This window comes from Bradyrhizobium sp. CB1717, from assembly GCF_029714325.1.
Classification (GTDB): Bacteria; Pseudomonadota; Alphaproteobacteria; order Rhizobiales; family Xanthobacteraceae; genus Bradyrhizobium.
In genome coordinates this window covers 3,640,822-3,655,311 of record NZ_CP121666.1, presented here as the reverse complement: position 1 = coordinate 3,655,311, position 14,490 = coordinate 3,640,822, and the positions used below count along the sequence as shown (strand labels likewise).

Here is a 14,490-nt window from a genome sequence, read left to right as displayed (position 1 = left end):
GATAGCCCATCTTAACGGGACTTGCCAGCCGCGCGGCCGCTCAGGAACCGGCTTCCCCCATCTTCGCCTCGGCCTGTTGTGCCCGGATCACCATGCCGCCGGCAACGCCGACACCGATGACATACATCCAGCCCTCGTGAAAATCGAACAGATGGGAGTTCAACAGCGAGGTGAAGACGTTCTGCACCACGACCAGCAGGCCGACCCAGCTGGCGAGGCTATCGCCTCGAAACAAGCGCAGATGCAGGATCCAGATCGCATAGAGAATGGCGATGCCGATGATGCCCCATTGCACGGCGACGTTCAGCGTCTGGTTATGCGGGTTGCCGATCACCTCGGCGGAAGCCTGGTACTGGACCCCGGGCGTCGCAGCCCGCTCGAACAATCCGCGCGTCGAACCCGTCCCGTGCCCCTTGATCGGCGCCTCCGCGAAGAAGCCGAGCGATTTCCGCCAGAATTCCAGCCGCAGGCCCGCCGAGGTCGGCTCGCCCTTCTCCACATAGCGCGTATAGTCGCTGGCAAAGGTGTCGGCGGTCCTGCGCAATTGCGGCGAGGCCTGCCAGGCGAGAAACGCCCCGGCGACCAGAGCGGCCGAGATGATCGCGATGCTGCGCCAGCTCAAATGCAGCAGCGCGAACACGCCGAACATGATCGGAACGGTGACGAGCGCGGTGCGCGACACCACGACGAAAGCCATGTTGACGAAGAAGCTGAGCGCCAGCGCGGTGAGCAGCCCGGCGAGCCAGTAGCGCTTCTCGCGCAGCAGCATCACGACCGGATAGGCGAGCGCGACCGCGCACAGTGCGAATTCCTGGCTCTGGTCGATATAGTTCTTGACGAAGATGCCGCGCTCGGGCGGATCGGTCTTGAGCGCGAGATTCGGGTAGAAGGCGACCAGCCAGGACATCACCGACAGCAGCCCGCAGGACACCAGGAAGGCGACGAAGATCCAGCGTCCGCGCGACGAACGCTCGAAATGGTAGAGCAGGACCGGCAGCACGAGCAGCTTGACGGTCGGATTGACGGCATAGAAGCGCGCCCCCCAGGCCGCATCCGACCACAGCGTTCCGACCAGCGCGAGCACGACCAGCGCGATCGGCGCAATGCAGATCGGCCGCTTCAGCGATTGCAGGAAGGCGCGGACGTCGAGGAACGGCACCATGCAGAGGAGCATCAGGGCGTTGAAGATCCCCGCCAGCGACGTCGACCAGGGCAGCGAGGCCGCGGTGAGGATGGCAAACAGGTCGACCGTCTCGCTCCAGGCTGCCGGGCTGCGCAAGCGGCGCGACAGCATCTGGCCCGCCGTCTCCCGGCCCAGCGTCGTCGCCTGACCTGTCACTTGTGCGGTCACTTGGCCCCTCCCCGCGCGCGATGCACCAGCGCCGTCGTGCTGAAACCCTGGAGGATGTCGACCAGCACGACCACGCCGCCCGCGGCCTCGACCACCTCGTGGCCGACCACCTGCTCGCGGGTGTAGTCGCCGCCCTTCACCAGTGCGCTCGGCTTGATCCGGGTGATCAGCTCGATCGGCGTGTCCTCCTCGAAGATGACGACGAGATCGACCGCTTCGAGTGCGGCGAGCACCTCGGCGCGCGCGCGCTCGTCCTGGACCGGGCGATCGGCGCCCTTCAGCCGTCGCACCGAGGCGTCGCTGTTGAGCCCGACGATCAGGCGGTCGCAGGCGGCACGCGCCGCGGTCAGCACCTTGACGTGGCCGGGATGCAGGATGTCGAAGCAGCCATTGGTGAAGCCGACGCGGAGGTCCTGGCGCTCCCATTCGGCGAGCTGCGCGTCGAGCGTACCAGGCTCAAGCACGATCTTCTCCTCGGCCGCGAGATAAGCGTGCGGCAATATCTTCCGCCTCAGCTCGGCCGCGCTGACGCTGGCGGTGCCCTGCTTGCCGACGGCGACGGCAGCGGCGGCGTTGGCCACGCGCAGCGCCGTATCCCAGTCCGCGCACGCCGCGAGCGAGACCGCAAGCGCGGCGGCGACGGTGTCACCGGCGCCGGAGACGTCGCGCACCTTCACGGGAACGGCAGGAACGTGGACGAACCCGCCGCCACGCGGCACCAGCGTCATGCCGTGCTCGCCCTGCGTGACCAGGATCGCCTCGCAATCGGCGAGCCGCATCACGTCCTCGCTGGCATCGACGATGCTTTGCGGGGTGTCGGCGCGGCTGCAGGTTGCTTCCGCAAACTCCTTGCGATTGGGCGTGAGCAGCGTCGCGCCGCGATAGATCGCCCAGTTCAGGCTCTTGGGATCGACGATGACGGACTTGCCGAGCTTTCGCGCGGCATCAATGGTGTGGCGGATCACGCGCGCGGTCAGCACGCCCTTGGCGTAGTCGGACAACAGCACGATGTCGGCGCGCGCGATCTGCGGCAGGATCGCCTCGATCAGCTCGGTCTCGACCGCGTCGGAGGCCGCGACCGCCTGCTCCCAGTCCGCGCGCAGCATGTGCGTGGAAAAATGCTCGGAGACGAAGCGGACTTTTCGTGTGGTCGGCCGCGACGGATCGCACACCAGCACGCTTTCGATTGCACCATGTTCGGCCAGCGCCGATGCGAGCCGCTTGCCCGCATCGTCATCGCCGACGAGGCCGACGAAAATGCAGCGCGCGCCGAGCGAAGCGATATTGCGTGCGACATTGCCGGCGCCGCCGATATGGATCTCGCTGCGCTGGGCGGCGATGACCGGCGTCGGCGCTTCCGGCGAGATCCGCGACACCTCGCCATAGACGAACTCGTCCAGCATGATGTCGCCGATGCAGAGCACCGTGCGGGCTGAGATCGTTTGCGCAAGCGCGTCGAAATCCAGAATGGGCGTCGCCATGATCAAAAAGCCTCAGCGGAAACGGTCGGGCCGGTCGAGATAGTCCCCGACATAGGCTTTCACCGCGTCCTCGAGTGTCGTGAAGCCGCCGTTATAGCCGGCGCGGCAAAGGCGATCGACCTCGCTCTGGGTGAAGTACTGATAAGCGCCGCGGATGTTCTCGGGCATGTCAATGTATTCGATGTTGGGCCTGCTGCCGAGCGCGGCATAGGCGGCCAGCATCAGATCCTTGAAGCTGCGCGCCTTGCCGGTCCCGACGTTGAAGAGGCCCGAGACGGCGGGCGTTGCCAGCAGCCACATGATGACGCGCACGACGTCGTCGACGTAGATGAAGTCGCGGCGCTGGTCGCCGTCGGCGATGCCCTCGCGATGCGACTTGAACAGCTGCACGACGCGGCCCGCCTTGACGTCGTCGAAGCGGCGCGCCAGCACGCTCATCATCGAGCCCTTGTGGTATTCGTTCGGGCCGAACACGTTGAAGAATTTCAAGCCCACGCATTGCGGCGGCAGCGGATCGCCGTTCGCTACGCGCCCGGCGACCGCGAGATCGAACATGTGCTTGCTCCAGCCGTAGAGATTCATCGGCCGCAGCTTTTTCAGTGCCGGCAACGAGGCATCGTCGCCAAAGCCGGCCTCGCCGTCGCCATAGGTCGCAGCCGAGGAGGCATAGATGAACGGCACGGCGCCCGCCGTGCACCAGTCGAGCAGGCGCATCGACATCCGGAAATTGGTCTCGAACACGTGGTCGCCATCGGTCGCGGTGGTCGCGGAGATCGCCCCGAGATGGATCACGGCATCGAGCTTGCGGCCGTTCAGCCAGTCGAGCAGCTCGGCCGGTGGGACGATATCCACAAGCTGGCGCTTGGCCAGGTTGCGCCACTTGCCGTCATTGCCGAGCAGGTCGCACACAACGACGTCGCTGCGGCCGGCGTCATTCAGCGCGGCCACGACATTCGATCCGATAAAACCGGCCCCGCCGGTCACCAGCAACATTCCACCTACCTGCCCGATTTTCTTAAGGTCCGACCCTGCCGTAGCGCATCATCCGCCAAAGTGTAAGCATTTTGGGCAGGCGCTTTTGGACTCGCGCACTGCCTGCTTTACGTCCCGGCCCGGAGCGGCTAACCGAACCGCCACATCAGCTCGCCTTCGGCCCTATTAACGAATGAACAAAGATTCGCAACTTAGTGAAGATACAGATCGGGACGACACCCGCCCGATTCTGATCATTCCCTACATGTGGATCGGCGATTTCGTCCGGAATCACACCGTGGTGCGGGTCCTGAAGGAGCGCTGGCCGAACCGGCCGGTCGATCTGCTGACCACGTCCCTATGCGCCCCGCTGGTCGATTACATGCCCGGCGTGCGGGAGGGGATCGTCTGGGACCTGCCGCGCAGCCGGCTGGCCGTCGGCCGGCAGTTCGGCCTGGCCAAACTCCTTCGGAAACGGAACTACGGCACCGCCCTGGTGCTGCCCCGGACCTGGAAGGCGGCGATCGCGCCCGCGCTGGCCGGTATCCCGGAACGGGTCGGCTTCGTCGGCGAGTTCCGGTTCGGGCTGCTCAACCGCTGGCGCTGGGGCGAGAAGAAGCTGCCCCGCTTCATCGACAAGAACGCTGCGCTGGCCCAGCCCGACGGCGCCCCCCTGCCGCCGGAATGGCCGGTGCCGCAATTGCGCGTTCCTGCCGAGGACATCGTGCGCTGGCGGCAGGCCAACGGCCTCGGCGCCGGCGCAGCGGTTGCGCTCGCCCCCGGCTCGGTCGGCGTCTCAAAACGCTGGACCTACTATCCCGAGGCCGCCCGCCTGCTGGTCGAGCGCGGGCTCGAGGTCTGGGTGGTCGGCGGCCCCGCCGAAAAGGGCCTCGCCCAGGAGATCGTCGCCGCCGGCGGCCCCAAGGTCCGCGATCTCACCGGCAACGACCTTCGCAACGGCGTCCTCGCCATGGCGGCCGCCGGTGTCGCCATCTCCAACGATTCCGGCCTGATGCACATTGCAGCTGCGCTCGGCACCCCCACCATGGGCATCTTCGGCCCGACCAGCCCCTATCTCTGGGCCCCCCTCAACGGCCTCGCGGCCACCGTGGTCCAGGACAAGAGCGTGCTGTCATGCCAGCCCTGCCAGAGCACGATCTGCAAGATGAACGACCACCGCTGCATGCGGGACATTGCGGCGAGCGAGGTGGTGGGAATTGCGCAGAGGGTGCTGGGTGAGGTGGAGACGCGGTCGGAGACGTGAGGCCGCCGAGGCTCGCGCCTATGGTGACATCTTGCCACTGTTTTGCCCGACGGGTCAAATCGATTTCGTAAAATCAGCAGTTGATCGAATCGGCCGCCAAGCCATTGATTTCACTGTCACCGGCTACTGTGCATGGGGTTGTTTTCACAATTTTTGTTTGCGGCGGCTCAGAGCAGCGGCCGATAGACCTCGCCGATCCGCGCCGCTTCGGCATCGAGGCTGAATCGTTCGAGCACCCGCGCCCGCCCGCGCTCGCCCATCGCGGTTGCGGCAGCCACGTCGCGCATCAGCGGCTCGAGCGCTGCCGCGAGCGCATCGGCATCGCCTGTCGGGATCAGCACGCCTGTGACACCATCCTCAACGACGAGCTCGGCTGCGCCGGCACGCGCGGCGACGAGCGCACAGCCCGCCGCCATCGCCTCGATCAGCGTCAGGCCAAAACCCTCGTTGCGTGAGGTGAAGGCGTAGATCGTCAAGCGCTGATACCAGCGCTGCACCGCTTCGATCGGCAGCTCGCCGGTGATGACGATGCGCGGTTGCAGGCCAGCTGCTTCGATGCGTTTCTTGAGGTCGTTGGCAAAGGGCATTTGCTCGGGCGTGACCTGCCCGACGATGACGGCGGTGAAATCGGGATAGCGCGGCAGCAAGCGGCACATCGCATCGACGAACACGTCGGTACCCTTCTGCGCACGCACGCGGCCGAAGCAGCCGATGGCGAAGCGGCCTGGCAGCCCGGCTTCCGCGAAGGCAGCAGTGCGATCGATCGGCGACGCGTAGACGTCGGTGTCGACGCCATGCGGGATCACCGTCGCCTGCACCTTCAGGAACGACGCCGAGATGTCACTCGTCGCGATGATCGCGTCCATGCGCCGGATCAGCCAGCGCGTGATCCAGCTGTGATGCCGCTGCGCCGCCGAGGTGAACACGAGCTTCAGCGGCCAGCCGAGCGCGCGCAGCACGACGCCCGCGATCATCTCGTTGTTGCGGCGCGCGTGCCAGATCAGGGGTCTCCTGCGCCGCCAGAGTTTCAGCAGATCGGCAACGCTCAACCGCGCGATTCCCTCCGGCGCATCCGAGCCGAACCAGGCGGCGCGATACAGTTTCGCCAGCCGCGGCGCCACCATCCGGTTGGTCGCGGTGACCCCGGAATAGCGCCTGTGCAGATTTGGCACGATCACTTGCAGATCGCCCTGGGAATTCGCCACGTCATGCTCCGTTTCGAAAGGTCCCTATACGCAACATTAAGCATAGTGACCAGTTCAGGGCCGCCGATACCCCCTCTTCACCACGCAAGCGCTAGCTTTGCGCGTTGATCGAGGACGGGTGAGACCATGACTGTGCTAGTCACCGGCGGCGCCGGTTATATCGGAAGTCATACGGTCCTGGCGCTGGCGGAGGCCGGCGAGGACGTCGTCGTGATCGACGATCTCTCCACCGGCTTCTCCGCGTATTTGCCGGAAGGCGTGCCGCTGTTCATTGGCGATGCCGGCGACGAGAACCTGCTCGAAGGCGTGATCGCCCAGCACAACATCGAGAGCATCATCCATTTCGCCGGCTCCGTCGTCGTGCCGGATTCGATGCGCGATCCGCTCGGCTACTACCGCAACAACTTCACGACCGCGCGCAATCTGCTCAACGTCGCCGTCAAGCGCGGCATCGGCCGCTTCATCTTCTCCTCGACCGCGGCGGTCTACGGCAATCCGGACCAGGTGCCGGTGCCCGAGCACGCGCCGACGCGGCCGCTGTCGCCTTACGGCTCGTCGAAGCTGATGACCGAGATCATGCTGCACGACGTCGCCGCCGCCTACGGCATGCAGTACGTCACCCTGCGCTATTTCAACGTCGCCGGCGCCGATCCGCAGGCGCGCATCGGGCTTGCCACCGTCGGCGCCACGCATCTGCTCAAGATCGCGGTCGAGGCCGCGACCGGCCAGCGCGCCAAGATCGACGTGTTCGGCACCGACTATCCGACCCAGGACGGCAGCTGCATCCGCGACTTCATACACGTCTCGGACCTGTCGCAGGCCCATCGCTCGGCACTCGCTTACCTGCGCAACGGCGGCGCCTCGACCACGCTGAATTGCGGCTATGGCCGCGGCTATTCGGTGCTGGAAACCATCGACGCCGTGCGCCGGGTTTCGGGCCGCAGCTTCGCCGTCCAGTACGCCCCGCGCCGGCCCGGCGACATCATGACCATGGTCGCCGACACCAGCCGCATCCGCGGCTTGCTCGACTGGAAGCCGCAATATGACGACCTCGAGACCATCGCGGCCCATGCGCTGGCCTGGGAGGACAAGCTGTTCCGCGAGCGCCATGGCGAGCTCCGCCAGGCCGTCTCGGCCTAGATTCCGTCCGGACGCAAGCCCTTAATTGGGCTTGAAAAACCCCGCTTGAGCGGGCACAGAGGCCCATCGATCCCTGACGCGCGGGCAGGCTTCTCTGCGCCGTCAATGGACTACGGATGGCCCAGTTTCCAAAGAAAATCACCGACGATCCCTATGCGGCAGCGGTCCTGATTCGCCGCCTGGTCACCGAACAGGGCATCGTCTATTGGCGGCGCTACCTCGTCGCCTTCGCGCTGATGGCGCTTGCCGCCGGATCGACCGCGGGCGCGACCTATGTGCTCGGCCAGGTCATCAACCAGGCCTATGTCGACAAGAACATCCCGGGCATCGCGATGTTCTCAGGCATCACGGTGGTCCTGCTCTTCATCAAGGGCGTGGCGACCTATGGCCACATGGTGATCCTGACCAAGATCAGCAACGCGATCCTCGCCACCAACCAGCGTCAGCTTTTCGCGAAACTGATGCGCGAGAGCGTCGGCTTCTTCTCCGAGCGGCACTCCTCCGAGTTCCTGGCGCGGCTGACGGCCGGCGCAAAATCCATCACCGACGTGCTCAACATGCTGGTCAATGCCATCGGGCGCGACCTGTTGATGCTGCTCGCCATGATCGGCGTGATGGTGTGGCAGGATCCGCTGATGTCGTTCATCGGCCTCGTCGCGGTGCCGCCGGCGATGCTGGTGCTGCGCAAGCTGGTCAAGCGCATCAAAGGCCTCGCCTTCACCCAGTTCACCGGCACCGCCGACATCATGGAGACGATGCAGGAATCGCTGCAGGGCATCCGCACCGTCAAGGCGTTCACGCTCGAAGACACCATGCAGAAGCGCATCGACGAGAACATCGCGATCGTCGAGCGCAACGCCAACAAGATGGCCCGCGTCGCCAACCGCTCCAACCCGCTGATGGAGATGCTCGGCGGCTTCGCAGTCGCCGGCTGCCTGATGTACGGCGGCTATGCCGTGGTCGCGCTCAACGCCACGCCCGGCGCGTTCTTCTCCTTCATGACCGCGTTCCTGATGGCGACCGAGCCGGCCAAGCGGCTGGCGCGGCTCAACATCGACCTCAACAGCCAGCTCGTCGGCGCGCGCATGCTGCTCGAAGTCGTCGACAGCCCGGCGAGCGAGCAGTCCGACGACGACAAGCCGGCGCTGAAGCTCACCTACGCGCGGATCGAGCTGCGCGACGTCAGCTTCTCCTATCGCGCCAATGAGACCGTGCTCAACCGCATGAGCTTCACGGCCGAGCCTGGCAAGGTGACCGCGCTGGTCGGCCCCTCCGGCGGCGGCAAGTCGACCGTGCTGGGGCTGCTCCTGCGCTTCTACGAGGTGACGCAAGGCGACGTCGTGATCGACGGCCAGTCGATCTCTTCGGTCGCGCGCAAATCGCTGCGCGCGCAGACCGCCTATGTCGGGCAGGACGTCTATCTGTTCCGCGACACCATCCGGAGCAATATCGCCTTCGGCAAGCCGGGCGCGAGCGAGGGCGAGATCATCGAGGCCGCGAAAGCGGCCTGTGCCCATGATTTCATCATGGGCTTCCCGCTCGGCTACGACACGCCGGTCGGCGAGCATGGCACGCAGCTCTCCGGCGGCCAGCGCCAGCGCATCGCGGTGGCGCGCGCGCTGCTCAAGAACGCACCGATCATCCTGCTCGATGAAGCCACCGCCGCGCTCGATTCCGAATCCGAGCGGCAGGTGCAGGAGGCGATCGAGCATCTCTGCCAGAACCGCACCACCATCGTGATCGCGCACCGCCTGCACACCATCATGCACGCCGATAGCATCCTGGTGGTCGAGGGCGGCGAAATCGTCGAGCAGGGCCGCCACGACGAGCTCCTGCGCCGCGGCGGGCGCTACGCTTCGTTCTTCCGCCTGCAACATCGCGACGCCGGCGCTCTGGCGCCGATCAGCGCAACCGCATAGAGTTCCCTCCACCTCAAGAGCAGCGAGACCGCTTCATGAACGCCGCCTCCTACGTCATCCCGCTTCCGCCCCAGGCTTCGCTTCCCGTCGTCGGGGACAGCGGCCGTTTTCCGGTGCGCCGCATCTGGTGCGTCGGCCGCAACTATCTCGAGCACATCCGCGAGATGGGCAACGACGAGCGCGCACCGCCGTTCTTCTTCGCCAAGCACGCCGACATGCTGGTGCCCGATGGCGCCACCATTCCCTATCCGCCGCTGACCAAGGACCTGCATCACGAGGTCGAGCTGATCGTCGCGCTGAAGAGCGGCGGCCTCAACATTCCCGCCGAGAAGGCGCTGGACCACGTCTACGGCTATGCCGTCGGCATCGACCTCACCCGCCGCGACCTGCAGATCGCCTCGCGCAAGAAGGAGCGCCCGTGGGAGATCGGCAAGTCGTTCGACGGCTCGGCGCCCGCCTCCGCGGTGCAGCCGGCCTCGAAGATCGGCCACCCCTCGACTGGCAAGATCTGGCTCACCGTGAACGGCAAGGAAGCCCAGAAGGGCGACCTCAACGAGATGATCTGGAACGTGCCCGAGATCATCTGGCAGCTCTCCCAGCAGGTGAAGCTCGCCGCCGGCGACATCATCATGACGGGCACGCCGGCCGGCGTGTCGCAGCTCCAGCCTGGCGACAAGCTCGAATGCGGCGTCGACGGCATCGGCACGCTGAAGGTCAGCATCGGCCAGCCGGAGTAGGCTGAACGACATATCGAAATCGAAAGGCCCCGGACGTGTCCGGGGCCTTTTGCATTCTCTACCAAGCCTTCACCGGCCGATTGGCGTGGCTTGCCTGCGGCACACCGCGATTGAGCGACATGTGCGAATGCACGCACAGCCAGCCATCGTTATCTTTCGAAAACACCATCGTCGCCCGGCCCGGCCGCGGAAATGCGCTGCCATCGGAATGATAGCCCGTGCTCGTCCACGGCGCGATCGCGATCGCCATCGCTCCGTCGGGTGATGCCAGAACAGAGGTCTGGTCGAGGACGAAACGGAAGTCGGCCGTCTTCGGCCAGACGTTGTCCCATTGCGTCTTGACCCATTGATCGAGACCGGGAATGACATCGTTGTGCGTGCCGAAGGCGAGCACATCAGGGTGGAAAAGCGGCCTTGCCGAGGCGTAGTCGACCTCGCGGACATAGCCCGCGAAGGTGTCCAGCCACGCGCGAAAGAACTGCGCGATCTCGGTGTTCGCAAGTGGCAAGGGGGCCATTGCCTGCTCCATGTTTGGCGGCTCGATCAAAGGCAATCTTGTTGCCATGCAGCGAACCGTCCAGCAAGATATCTACCTTGGGAGCACCGGTGCAGATTGATCAGCGAACCGGGCTGATTTCATGGAGCCAGACTCATGAGACGCCTTCTCCTGCTTGCGGCTACCCTTGTCGCCACGTCCAGCGCTGCCAATGCGCAATCCAGCCAGCCCTATGCCGGCCTTGAGCAGCGCCCCATCAAGGCGCTGTCGCAACAGCAGATCGACGACCTCAAGGCCGGGCGAGGTATGGGCTTGGCGCTCGCCGCTGAACTGAACGGCTATCCTGGTCCGAGCCATATTCTCGAGCTCGGCGATCGCCTTGACCTGACGCCGGATCAGCGAATTCAGGTTCAACATCTCTTCGATGCCATGAAGCAGGAAGCGGTCCCGCTAGGTAACAAGCTTGTCGAGCAAGAAAGGGAGCTGGACCATCTCTTCTCTGCCCGCATCGTGACGTCGGAGTCGCTCAAGGCGGCTCTCGTTGCCATTTCAGAAACCCAGGCACTGCTCCGCGAAAGCCACCTCAAATATCATCTGTCGACCAGCGCCTTGCTCGATCAGAGCCAAATGCAGCGATACGCGGAGCTGCGAGGTTACCAGCGCGCCGACGGCGCCGAAAGACACAGGCACCATCATTAGAAAATGCTGACTGCGTGGTTTGCTGTTGTTTCGCTTCTCTATGCGACGGTAGGTCAGGCTGGAGGAACGGCATTTCTCGCCTTGATGGCATTTGCCTCGTTTCCAGCAAACGAGATGCGGCCAACGGCTCTGTTACTGAACATCGCTGCGGCAACCTATTCCACGTGGCTCTTCAATCGCGGCAGCCATATCGATTGGGCAAAGCTGAAGCCGCTGCTGATCGCCTCACTGCCGACCACGCTGGCCGGCGCATCCATTGTTCTGGCCGAAGACATCTATCACACGGTCACGGGGCTCGTGCTCATACTTGCCGCTGGCGTCCTGATAATCGGACGGAGCAATGGCGATGCTCCGGATCGTATTACTCCCCTCTGGGCTGCGATATCCACGGGCGCGGGAGTCGGCCTCGTCTCCGGGCTCACCGGCGTCGGCGGCGGTGTTTTCCTCGCACCCATCCTGGTTGGAATGCGCTGGGCCTCACCCAAACAGACTGCGGCGCTCTCCGCACCGTTCATCCTGGGGAATTCCGCTGTGGGTTTGCTTGGCACGCTCCATGCGGGACAAATGCCATCAACCCAGACCTGGCTATACGCCTTGGGTGCCCTCGCGGGCGCAATGGTCGGCACTACGATTGGTCTGCGTTGGCTCTCGCAAACAGCAACGCGTTACATTCTCGCCGCGGTCCTTGGGTCCGCCGGCGTTCAACTCGTAGCCTTCGCTGCGAGATGAAGGCAGGAATCGCAAGGCGGATTAGTTTCCGCCTTCGCTCTTCGCTCTAAGACGGGCAAGTCGCTAATCCACCCTACGCACCTCGGCCTACCGCAGCGCCGACAGCACGATGAGGCCGAGGATCAGCGCCGTCAGCGAATATTTCAGCGTGTAGTAGACGTTGCGGTTCCACTCCTTGACCTTGCGGCTGGCGAGATGGATCTCGTAGAGCTTGCCGAACACCTTGTTGAGCACGCCGACATTCTCGCCCTCGACGTTCTGGGTCGCCGACGCCTTGACGATGTGATGGCTGACCCAGCGATTGATCGCGGTCATGAAGCCGAACTTCATCGGGCGCTCGACGTCGCAGAACAGGATGATGCGGTTGACGTCGGTGGCATTCTCGGCGCTGTGGATGAAGGTCTCGTCGAACATGAAGGCTTCGCCGTCGCGCCAGACGCACTCGACACCATCGACCAGGATCCGGCACTTGTTCGAGTTCGGCGTGACGAGGCCGAGGTGATAGCGCAGCGAACCGGCGAAGGGATCGCGGTGCGCCCCTAACTTGCCGCCCGGCGGCAGCATCGCGAACATCGCGCCGTGCACGCTCGGGATCGACTTGAGCAGCTCCACCGTCTTCGGGCACAGCGTGTTCGCCGACGGCAGGAAGTCATCGTACCATTTCAGGTAAAAGCGTTTCCAGCCGCTCTTGAAGAACGAGTAGAAGCCCCAGTCGTTGTTCTTGGCTGCCGCGCGGATAAAACCTTCGTCGAACAGGCGCACGGCCTCGTCGCGGATCGTCTCCCAGTTCTCGCTGAGGGGCTTGAGCTCCGGAAACTGATCGACCGAGATCACCGGCTTGTTCGGCACCGCCGAGCCGGCGTACATCAGCACGTTGTACGGCGCGAGATAGGTCGAGTGATCGCCAAGCTGGCGCGCGAAGCGCAGCCGCTGCTTGCCGCGGAAGTGAACGTAGATCGTCGAGGCCGCAAGCACATATAAAATGACGAGTTGCGGTGCAAAAAGCTGTTTCAGCATTTCCCCAGTTTCCCAAGTGACCCAGCCGGGGACGTCATCTACTCCGACCCGGCGCGAGCAGCAAGATATTCACCGGTGGGTTGCAATCACGCCGGAGAGAGCAAGGGAACGGAATTTGGGGCTAAACCGGCCGAAACGAACCGAATCAGGCCCGCGACAGCGCCTGGAGACCCTTGAAGGTCAGCCGCTTGGGGTCGGTGACGCCGGCGAGGTAGAGCCGGCGGATGAACGCGATCACGGCATCGCGGTCGCAGTCGGTCAGCGCGACGACGGCGTCGACTGCAATCTTCTGGGCTTCCATTGGGCTCACCTCGGCCTTGCGAGTAACCCCGGCCGAGACAGGCTAGGACTCATCCGTTAAACGCGCGTTAACCGTTTGGGAACCATCGCCGATTCAGCCGGCCCGCCGTATACGCAAAACAACGCATTGCGGCCGGCGCGAAGCGGCTCAGCGCGCCTTGATGCTGTTCTTCAGCAGCGCAAACTGCTTCTTCAGCCGGGGCACGGCGAAGTCGGTAAAGGCCCGCACCTTGGGAACCGAGAGCCGGCCCTGCGGGCAGATCAGATGCGCGGGCATCTCCGGATCCTCATCGTCTGCCAGCACGATCTCGAGCTCGCCGCGCCCGACCTGCTCGGCCACCTGGTACGAATACATCCGCGCCACGCCGCGCCCGGCCACAGCGGAGGCCACCGCCGCGTAGGTGCTGTTGACGACGAGCCGCGGGGTGAACTGCACGGTTCGCGGCGCCGACGAGCCCGCCTGCGGCGCAAAGGTCCAGGAATTGGGCAGATGCGCCATCGCGACGATCTGGTGTTTTGCGAGATCGCCCGGCTCGGTGATGCGCGGATGCTGTTTCAGGTAGCGGGGAGCAGCCACCACGACACGGCTGATCCCGCCGACCCGCATCGCCACCATCGCCGAATCCGCCAGCGGACCGATGCGAAGCGCGACGTCGACGCCCTCCTCGATCAGATTGACCGCACGGTCGAACAGCAGCAGTTTTGCCGATACGGTCGGATAGGCATCGAGGAATGCGTCGAGGATCGGCCGCAGCACCATCTCGCCCGACACCACCGGAGCAGTGATCGTGAGCAGACCACGCGGCGCCGTGCGCGGTCCGGCCGCGATGTCCTCGGCTTCCTCGAGCTCGGTGAGCACGCGGCGGCAGATCGCGACATAGCGCTCGCCCTCCTCGCTCAGCTTGATCGAGCGTGTCGTCCGGTGCAGCAGCTCGGCACCGACGCGCTCCTCCAGGAAGGCGATGGCGCGGCTCACCGCCGCGGGTGAGCGGCCAAGCTTGCGGCCTGCGGCGGCGAGGCTTCCTTCGTCCACCGCAAGCACAAACACGTTCATCGCATCCAGACGATCCATGCGCGTCCCGCCGTCCCCCGAGATTTCAGCTGCAGGCTAGGCGTTCGCTGCGGTCGCGACAACCGCCACCGGGCGACGATCCGGCATTCGTTCGCGCCGCGAAAGAGT

14 protein-coding genes are annotated in these 14,490 nt (G+C 64.8%); 6 read left to right on the top strand and 8 right to left on the bottom strand.

The features are described from left to right. Positions 1 to 40 precede the first annotated feature (40 nt). From QA649_RS17200 to rfaD, 3 genes are read right to left on the bottom strand one after another with little or no spacing between them, the layout of a single operon-like run. On the bottom strand, positions 41 to 1,294 hold the full coding sequence (locus tag QA649_RS17200) for an O-antigen ligase family protein (protein ID WP_260424204.1): 1,254 nt from the start codon (positions 1,292 to 1,294) through the stop codon (positions 41 to 43). A 53-nt stretch (positions 1,295 to 1,347) separates the two neighbouring features. Next, positions 1,348 to 2,832 carry a D-glycero-beta-D-manno-heptose-7-phosphate kinase gene (gene rfaE1 / locus QA649_RS17195; RefSeq protein ID WP_283025237.1) on the bottom strand — a complete coding sequence of 495 codons (1,485 nt, stop codon included), beginning with the start codon at positions 2,830 to 2,832 and terminating at the stop codon, positions 1,348 to 1,350. 12 nt (positions 2,833 to 2,844) lie between these two features. Then, complete coding sequence (gene rfaD / locus QA649_RS17190; protein ID WP_283025236.1) at positions 2,845 to 3,825, bottom strand: ADP-glyceromanno-heptose 6-epimerase; 981 nt, start codon at positions 3,823 to 3,825, stop codon at positions 2,845 to 2,847. A 172-nt stretch (positions 3,826 to 3,997) separates the two neighbouring features. On the opposite strand from rfaD, the gene waaF reads away from it, so the two are divergent. Continuing rightward, complete coding sequence (waaF, locus tag QA649_RS17185; protein ID WP_283025235.1) at positions 3,998 to 5,068, top strand: lipopolysaccharide heptosyltransferase II; 1,071 nt, start codon at positions 3,998 to 4,000, stop codon at positions 5,066 to 5,068. A 167-nt stretch (positions 5,069 to 5,235) separates the two neighbouring features. Here waaF and QA649_RS17180 read toward each other — a convergent pair whose 3' ends face one another. Next, positions 5,236 to 6,273: a glycosyltransferase family 4 protein gene (locus tag QA649_RS17180; protein WP_283025234.1), complete on the bottom strand. Its 1,038-nt coding sequence runs from the start codon at positions 6,271 to 6,273 to the stop codon at positions 5,236 to 5,238. A 126-nt stretch (positions 6,274 to 6,399) separates the two neighbouring features. Between QA649_RS17180 and galE the strand changes: the two genes are divergently transcribed. The 3 genes from galE (at position 6,400) to QA649_RS17165 (ending at position 10,069) form a co-directional block, all read left to right on the top strand. Beyond that, positions 6,400 to 7,413, top strand: coding sequence for a UDP-glucose 4-epimerase GalE (galE, locus tag QA649_RS17175; protein ID WP_283025233.1), 1,014 nt, complete (start codon positions 6,400 to 6,402; stop codon positions 7,411 to 7,413). A gap of 116 nt (positions 7,414 to 7,529) precedes the next feature. Continuing rightward, entirely contained in the window at positions 7,530 to 9,332 is a 1,803-nt protein-coding gene (locus QA649_RS17170) for an ABC transporter ATP-binding protein (RefSeq protein ID WP_283025232.1), read from the top strand. Positions 9,333 to 9,367: 35 nt separating this feature from the next. Further along, positions 9,368 to 10,069: a fumarylacetoacetate hydrolase family protein gene (locus QA649_RS17165; protein WP_283025231.1), complete on the top strand. Its 702-nt coding sequence runs from the start codon at positions 9,368 to 9,370 to the stop codon at positions 10,067 to 10,069. Between the two features lie 58 nt (positions 10,070 to 10,127). Here QA649_RS17165 and QA649_RS17160 read toward each other — a convergent pair whose 3' ends face one another. Further along, a complete protein-coding gene (locus QA649_RS17160) occupies positions 10,128 to 10,586 on the bottom strand; it encodes a nuclear transport factor 2 family protein (RefSeq protein WP_283025230.1) in 459 nt (152 codons plus the stop codon). 135 nt (positions 10,587 to 10,721) lie between these two features. Here QA649_RS17160 and QA649_RS17155 point away from each other — a divergent pair, with 135 nt between their 5' ends. Together QA649_RS17155 and QA649_RS17150 are read left to right on the top strand one after the other, a co-directional pair. Further along, the gene (locus tag QA649_RS17155) at positions 10,722 to 11,264 is read left to right on the top strand and encodes a periplasmic heavy metal sensor (RefSeq protein WP_283025229.1); all 543 of its coding nucleotides are present in this window, start codon (positions 10,722 to 10,724) and stop codon (positions 11,262 to 11,264) included. Between the two features lie 3 nt (positions 11,265 to 11,267). Then, complete coding sequence (locus tag QA649_RS17150) at positions 11,268 to 11,993, top strand: sulfite exporter TauE/SafE family protein (RefSeq protein WP_283025228.1); 726 nt, start codon at positions 11,268 to 11,270, stop codon at positions 11,991 to 11,993. A gap of 87 nt (positions 11,994 to 12,080) precedes the next feature. Here the strand turns inward: QA649_RS17150 and QA649_RS17145 are convergent, their stop codons facing one another. From QA649_RS17145 to QA649_RS17135, 3 genes are all read right to left on the bottom strand, one after another. Next, entirely contained in the window at positions 12,081 to 13,010 is a 930-nt protein-coding gene (locus QA649_RS17145; RefSeq protein ID WP_283025227.1) for an aspartyl/asparaginyl beta-hydroxylase domain-containing protein, read from the bottom strand. Between the two features lie 145 nt (positions 13,011 to 13,155). Continuing rightward, positions 13,156 to 13,311 carry a hypothetical protein gene (locus tag QA649_RS17140; protein WP_014493894.1) on the bottom strand — a complete coding sequence of 52 codons (156 nt, stop codon included), beginning with the start codon at positions 13,309 to 13,311 and terminating at the stop codon, positions 13,156 to 13,158. A gap of 147 nt (positions 13,312 to 13,458) precedes the next feature. Continuing rightward, entirely contained in the window at positions 13,459 to 14,382 is a 924-nt protein-coding gene (locus QA649_RS17135) for a LysR family transcriptional regulator (RefSeq protein WP_260389500.1), read from the bottom strand. Positions 14,383 to 14,490 lie beyond the last annotated feature (108 nt).

Bases quoted from the DNA above. Each gene is read 5' to 3' on its own strand.
- waaF (WP_283025235.1), top strand. From the start codon at position 3,998: ATGAACAAAGATTCGCAACTTAGTGAAGATACAGATCGGGACGACACC.
- QA649_RS17140 (WP_014493894.1), bottom strand. From the start codon at position 13,311: ATGGAAGCCCAGAAGATTGCAGTCGACGCCGTCGTCGCGCTGACCGAC.
- QA649_RS17200 (WP_260424204.1), bottom strand. From the start codon at position 1,294: ATGCTGTCGCGCCGCTTGCGCAGCCCGGCAGCCTGGAGCGAGACGGTC.
- QA649_RS17145 (WP_283025227.1), bottom strand. From the start codon at position 13,010: ATGCTGAAACAGCTTTTTGCACCGCAACTCGTCATTTTATATGTGCTT.
- rfaE1 (WP_283025237.1), bottom strand. From the start codon at position 2,832: ATGGCGACGCCCATTCTGGATTTCGACGCGCTTGCGCAAACGATCTCA.
- rfaD (WP_283025236.1), bottom strand. From the start codon at position 3,825: ATGTTGCTGGTGACCGGCGGGGCCGGTTTTATCGGATCGAATGTCGTG.
- QA649_RS17160 (WP_283025230.1), bottom strand. From the start codon at position 10,586: ATGGCCCCCTTGCCACTTGCGAACACCGAGATCGCGCAGTTCTTTCGC.
- galE (WP_283025233.1), top strand. From the start codon at position 6,400: ATGACTGTGCTAGTCACCGGCGGCGCCGGTTATATCGGAAGTCATACG.
- QA649_RS17155 (WP_283025229.1), top strand. From the start codon at position 10,722: ATGAGACGCCTTCTCCTGCTTGCGGCTACCCTTGTCGCCACGTCCAGC.
- QA649_RS17135 (WP_260389500.1), bottom strand. From the start codon at position 14,382: ATGGATCGTCTGGATGCGATGAACGTGTTTGTGCTTGCGGTGGACGAA.
- QA649_RS17165 (WP_283025231.1), top strand. From the start codon at position 9,368: ATGAACGCCGCCTCCTACGTCATCCCGCTTCCGCCCCAGGCTTCGCTT.
- QA649_RS17170 (WP_283025232.1), top strand. From the start codon at position 7,530: ATGGCCCAGTTTCCAAAGAAAATCACCGACGATCCCTATGCGGCAGCG.
- QA649_RS17150 (WP_283025228.1), top strand. From the start codon at position 11,268: ATGCTGACTGCGTGGTTTGCTGTTGTTTCGCTTCTCTATGCGACGGTA.